Raw genomic sequence first — 5,263 nt, forward strand, 5'->3', positions numbered from 1 at the left:
GCCTGCTCGCCGTCGCCGCGGAGCTGGGCGTGCTGGTCACGGTGTCCAGCGCGCTGGACTCGGCGGTGGGGGTGTCGGCGGGTGTCGCCGCCGCGGCCGCCCTACCGGGGCGCGGCCTGCCGGGGCACGGGGAAATTTTTGACGACGACGACGTCGCCAACCCCACCGCCGGTGACGCAGCTGCACACTCCACGAACCCCGCGGCTGACCCCACCGTGATTCCCGCCGCCGGGCTGGGCACCGGCGGCTTCTTCCATGAGGACGTTGTCGAGACGGGCGCCCTGACTCTGGTGGACGGTCATCTGCCGGTCTGCTCGGTGGTGCCGGATCCGGCCCGGCTGGCGGGACTGCGCGCGGCTCCGGACAGGCGCGACTGGTGGCTGGACCGGATCCGCCGCTGCCACGCTCAGCTCTGACCCGCGCTGCACCAGCACCGCACTGACCTGCACTAGCCCACGCTGCACCAGCACCTGCGTGGTGCCGTCCACGAGCGACTACTTCATCGGTCGCGGGAGCTCCCGTGTTCTCGGGGCGTACCCCCACTGGCTTCGGCCGAGTCGGGAGGGCGGCAGGAGCGATTCGAAGTCGGGCAGCCCGTCATCTGCCATGACCTCATCCTCGATCGACACGCTCACCACCCGGCCGAGCAGCATCGCGCTGGTTCCGAGATCGATGATGTCGTGACATACGCATTCGAACGAGATTGGTGCTTCGGCCACGCGCGGTGCGGCCACCACGTCGGATGCCGCAGCGGTGAGGCCCACCTCCGCGAACTCATTCGATTCCGGGCTGAACGGTGCGGAGGTGGCGTTCATGACCTCCATCAGGGACTCGGTGCCGATATTGACGACGAACTCCCCGGTGGCCTCGACATTGCGCCAGGTGTCCTTGTGGCCGATCGAGGTGACCGACAGGATCGCGGGGTCGGTGCAGGCGATGGTGAAGAAAGAGTACGGGGCCAGGTTCGGCGTTCCGTCGGACGATACTGTGGAGACCCATGCGATCGGCCGAGGAGTTATCGACGCGGTCAATAGGGCATACATGCCCTTAGCGGGCGCGTTTTCCGGCGAGTGGACGATGCGCATGGGGACATTCTGCCGTTGATCCCGGAGCTGGGGTGTGACGTCCGTCACTGCTTGTCTACGCTTGTGGTGACGGACAGCTAGAGATGACGCGAACGAACGAGGGGACCCGGGGGATGGCAGAGAAGACGAGCGTGAGGATTCCGTACCGGGATCAGCTCTGGCTGCAGATGGATACTCCGGACAATCTGATGTACATCAATTCGTTGATGTGGTTCGAGGAGGTCCCGGACTGGGACGCCATCACCAAAGTGTTCACGGAGAAGCTCGTCGATTCGTACCCGGTGTTCCGTCGTGTTTCCGAGCGTCGTGGCCGCCGGTGGTACTGGGTGGACTTCCCGGAATTCGATGTCGATGCCCATTTCTCCCGTTCCGTACTTCCCGGTGAGGGAGGGCGTGACGAGGCGGAGAAGCTCATCTCGGAACGCATCAGTGTGCCGCTGCCTGCAGGGCGTCCCCTGTGGAGCGTCGAGTTTCTCGAGAATTATCACGGGCACGATGGCCCGGAAGGGCAGGAAGGCGCGCTCGTCCTCTTCCGCGTCCAGCACGGTCTGGTCGACGGTGTTCGTCTGACCCAACTCCTGCTCAGCATGTGCGAGATCGACGACGATGCGCTGCCTCCAAAGGTCGGACGAGATCTGGCGCCACGAGGTGGACTCCTGCGGACAGCGACCGAAGCGGGCGCAGGGTTTGCGAAGGATTCGTTCGGGATCGCCCGTGGCCTCGGCGGTGCCGCCGCGGTGTTCCCATGGACCCTGACCAAGCTCGTCAAGGATGTGGCCGCGCCGGGTTTCCAGGTCACCCGGGTGCCAACACGGGTCGTCGAGTCACTCACCGCGACCGTGGGCCCCACGAACAAGACGGCCAATACCTACCGTGCCCTCTTCCGGCTCCTGTGGGAGCCCCGGTCGCCGCGCCGGTCGTGGAGTGGACGTCCGGGAGTCGATAAGCGGGTCTCGTGGATCTCGGGCGTCGACCTGGCCGGCGTCAAGCGGGTCGCCAAGGCTCACGATTCCACCGTGACGATCGTGATGACCGCGGCGGTGTCGCGCGCCCTTACCGAGTACCTCAAGGCGAAGGGCGACAAGCCCCTGGCGGACATCAACCTGATGATCCCGATGTCTGTGGCCCCGGCAGGGGAGGGCGCTCCGTCGGAGCTGGGTAACCACATCACGCTCATCCTGCTCCGGCTGCCACTCGGCGTCGAGGATTCGCAGGAGCTGATCAACGACATCACGGCGTCCATGACGCGCGTGCAGTACTCGTTCGAGCCGCACACCACGTACGCGGCCATCGTCGGCTCGGCGGCGGTCCCCAGTGGGATCACGAACTCCCTGGTCGATGTGGTGGCTAACAAGTCGATCGGGCAGCTGACCTCGGTGCCGGGACCGTCGGGTCAGGTGAAGTTCGGCGGAACGCCGGTCGGCGGTCTGCTGGGGTGGGTGCCGATGACCGGCGCCCAGTCCCTGGGCGTCTGCATCTACAGCTACAACGGTCAGGTCTCGGTGGGCATCGCCACCGATGCAGGGCTCGTTCCCGAGCCCGGCATGCTGGCGGAATTGATCGGCGAGCAGTTCGAGACCTTCGCGGGCTGGAACGACTGAGCCTCAACTGGCCCCACCCAACCGTCACCTGACCCCCAACTGGCGCCCGCAGAGGATCGCCAGCGGCGTCACGCGTAACCCGGGCCCGGTTGTCATGCCGGGCCCGGGTTACGTCATTCCTCACCACTGTGGTGCGGGCACCTCGGGATGCGCGGCGAACCACTCGCCGATGTAGGACATGTCGATCCCCTGGTCACGGGCGATGAGGTCGTAGAGAGTTCCGCCGTCGATCGCCTCGCGCAGGATGTCGGCGTGTCCGCTGTGCCTCTCTATCTCGCCGAGCGCATGCAGCGTTGCCCAGCGCCCGTTGAACGGCGGCAGGTCGGTGGGGAACCACGGCATCTCGGTGGGTACCGGGACTTCTGCGTCGAGGTCGGCGGCGCGCAGATGCTCGAGCGCCGCGGCGTGCCGTCGGTCGAATTCGGCCAGGACCTCCTCGGCGGTCGCGTCCGGGGCCACCTGGTTGACGGTCTCCGCGTACTCGAAGGCCTCGGCCAGGGATTGACCGGTGTTCGGAGCCTCGGGGGCTGCGGCGGCCCGCCCGAGCCAGCCCTCGGCGACCTCCCCGATGTGCAGGATGAGCCAGCCGAGCGTGAGCTCACTGGACGGGATGGGGTGGGATCGGAGTTGGTCTCCGGTGAGTCCGGCGACGATCGACCGGGCATTGGTGAGCGCTACGTCGGTCCATTCGATCAGGTTCTCGTGCTCGGTGCCGGTGGTGGCGGGGAAGAAAGGCATGACGACTCCTCGTGATTAGGTGTTTCAGGTCGGGCAGGGTTTCGGCCGGCAGCCGGCGGCCAGCGGTCAGCGGGTGGTGGCGTAGAGGTCGCGGAGCAGGCTGATCTCGGCGCCGTGGTGGATGACCTCGAGGGTGATGTGCAGGACGAGGGTGGCCATGGGGGCGTCGGCCCACGGGCCCTCGGCCGGACCGACGGGGGCGGCCAGGGCGTCGGCGTCGAGCCCGCGCACGCCGTCCATCCATCCGGCGTAGGCGCGGTCCAGTTGCTCGAGCCCGCCGGTGGCGGTGCCGGCGTAAACGTGGGTCATGTAGTCGTACGCGGGGCCGCCGAAGTGGGAGTGCCACCGCGCACCCAGGACGCCCACCACTAGGTGGCCGATGCGCCACGCGATGGTCGTGAGCGGCGCGGGCGTGGGCTCGGGGTAGGCGAAGTCGATCGTGAAATCCCCGGCCCCGGCCCGCATCTCGGCCGTGCCGGTGCCCTTCGGCCGCACGGCCCACGTCAGCTCGTCCGGCGCGGGGGAGAAGTGGTACTCGTCGTCGGTCAGCCCCTCCAGTCGGGGCCGGAGCTGACCCTGCCAGTGGAACTCGAGTTGGTCCACCAACTGTGCGGTCCAGTCGATCGCTCCGCCGCCGGTCAACAGGCGGGACGGGACGGCCGGTTCTTCGGCGGTCATGGGGTCTCCTTCGGCTCTCGGTGCGCGGCCAGTTCGTGGCCCGGTCAAAGAATGACACCCAAACAGGACAGTTTCTGTCCTCTGTGCATGGGAGACTTCCGGCATGCCCGAGGACAGGACCCAGGACAGGACCCCCACCACCCAGCGCGTGCTGACCCTGCTGGACCTGCTCCAGCGCAGATCGGTGTGGACGGGAGCGGAGCTGGCAGACGAGCTCGGCGTGACGATCCGTTCCGTCCGGCGGGACGTGGACAGGCTGCGTGACCTGGGCTATCCGGTCGAGTCGGAGCGCGGCGCGGGCGGCGGCTACCGGCTGGGATCGGGCCGGAGATTGCCGCCGTTGCTGCTCGATGACAGGGAGGCGGTCGCCGTCGCCATCGCTCTGCGCCTGGCCGCCGGCGGCGCGGTGGCGGGCGTCGGCGAGCACGCGCTGGGCGCGCTGACCAAGCTCGACCAGGTGATGCCGGGCCGCCTGCGCGAGCGGGTCGCGGACGTGACCGAGTCGATGGTCACCGTCCCCGGTACGGACACCCCGGTCGAGCCGGAGCTGCTCATCGAGCTCGGACACGCGGTCCGCGGGTCGGAGTTGGTGCGAATGGAGTACCGCGACCGCGCGGGTCGGGACTCGGAGCGGCGTCTGGAGCCCTACCGGATCGTGGTGTTGGGTCGCCGGTGGTATCTGCACGCGTTCGACCTGGACCGCGAGGACTGGCGCACGTTCCGCCTCGACCGGATCGAGGCGGTGCACCGCACGCGTTGGCGCTTCACCCCCCGCGCCGACGTCCCCGACCCCGCCACGCACGTGCAGCAGTCGGTCACCGCCGCGCCGTATGAGTACCGCGCGAGCGTGGTGGTCCGGGCGACGCCGGAGGAGGTGCGGGAGTGCTTCCCGCCACCGTTCGGGGTGGTCACCCCATTATTTGACGACGACGACAACGCCCACCCCGCCTGCAGACTCGAGACCGGCGCCACTGACCTGGATGATCTGGCGTGGTACCTGACCCGACTGCCCGCACCGTTCACGGTCGAGTCGCCTGACGGATTGCGCGAACGCCTCGCCGCGCTGGCCGAGCGTGCGGCCCACGCAGCCCATGCCCCCCGCTCAGCCCACGCCACCGATGACGCTCACCCCGCCCACACGGCACACGCCACTGATGACGC

At 68.3% G+C, this 5,263-nt stretch carries 5 protein-coding genes and 1 pseudogene; 3 read left to right on the forward strand and 3 right to left on the reverse strand.

Annotation, left to right across the window (positions count from 1 at the left end):
• A pseudogene (locus G6016_RS05530) lies at positions 1-416 on the forward strand (o-succinylbenzoate synthase); the annotation flags it as partial.
• Between the two features lie 78 nt (positions 417-494).
• On the opposite strand, the gene G6016_RS05535 reads toward G6016_RS05530, so the two are convergent.
• Positions 495-1,085, reverse strand: a complete 591-nt coding sequence (locus G6016_RS05535; RefSeq protein WP_182631690.1) for a flavin reductase family protein — start codon at positions 1,083-1,085, stop codon at positions 495-497.
• Positions 1,086-1,198: 113 nt separating this feature from the next.
• Here G6016_RS05535 and G6016_RS05540 point away from each other — a divergent pair, with 113 nt between their 5' ends.
• Complete coding sequence (locus G6016_RS05540; RefSeq protein ID WP_187354350.1) at positions 1,199-2,686, forward strand: WS/DGAT domain-containing protein; 1,488 nt, start codon at positions 1,199-1,201, stop codon at positions 2,684-2,686.
• Between the two features lie 120 nt (positions 2,687-2,806).
• On the opposite strand, the gene G6016_RS05545 is transcribed toward G6016_RS05540, so the two are convergent.
• On the reverse strand, positions 2,807-3,424 hold the full coding sequence (locus tag G6016_RS05545) for a mycothiol transferase (RefSeq protein WP_182631691.1): 618 nt from the start codon (positions 3,422-3,424) through the stop codon (positions 2,807-2,809).
• Positions 3,425-3,490: 66 nt separating this feature from the next.
• Positions 3,491-4,048, reverse strand: coding sequence for a DinB family protein (locus G6016_RS05550; RefSeq protein WP_182631694.1), 558 nt, complete (start codon positions 4,046-4,048; stop codon positions 3,491-3,493).
• Positions 4,049-4,205: 157 nt separating this feature from the next.
• On the opposite strand from G6016_RS05550, the gene G6016_RS05555 reads away from it, so the two are divergent.
• Positions 4,206-5,263, forward strand: a 1,058-nt coding sequence (locus G6016_RS05555; protein ID WP_182631692.1) for a helix-turn-helix transcriptional regulator, incomplete at its 3' end; no start/stop codon positions are given.

The sequence above is a fragment of the Dietzia aerolata genome (assembly GCF_014144865.1).
GTDB classification, from domain to species: Bacteria; Actinomycetota; Actinomycetes; order Mycobacteriales; family Mycobacteriaceae; genus Dietzia; species Dietzia aerolata.

Coding starts and splice junctions, on each gene's coding strand:
- G6016_RS05535 (WP_182631690.1), bottom strand. CDS start 1,085: ATGCGCATCGTCCACTCGCCGGAAAACGCGCCCGCTAAGGGCATGTAT.
- G6016_RS05540 (WP_187354350.1), top strand. CDS start 1,199: ATGGCAGAGAAGACGAGCGTGAGGATTCCGTACCGGGATCAGCTCTGG.
- G6016_RS05545 (WP_182631691.1), bottom strand. CDS start 3,424: ATGCCTTTCTTCCCCGCCACCACCGGCACCGAGCACGAGAACCTGATC.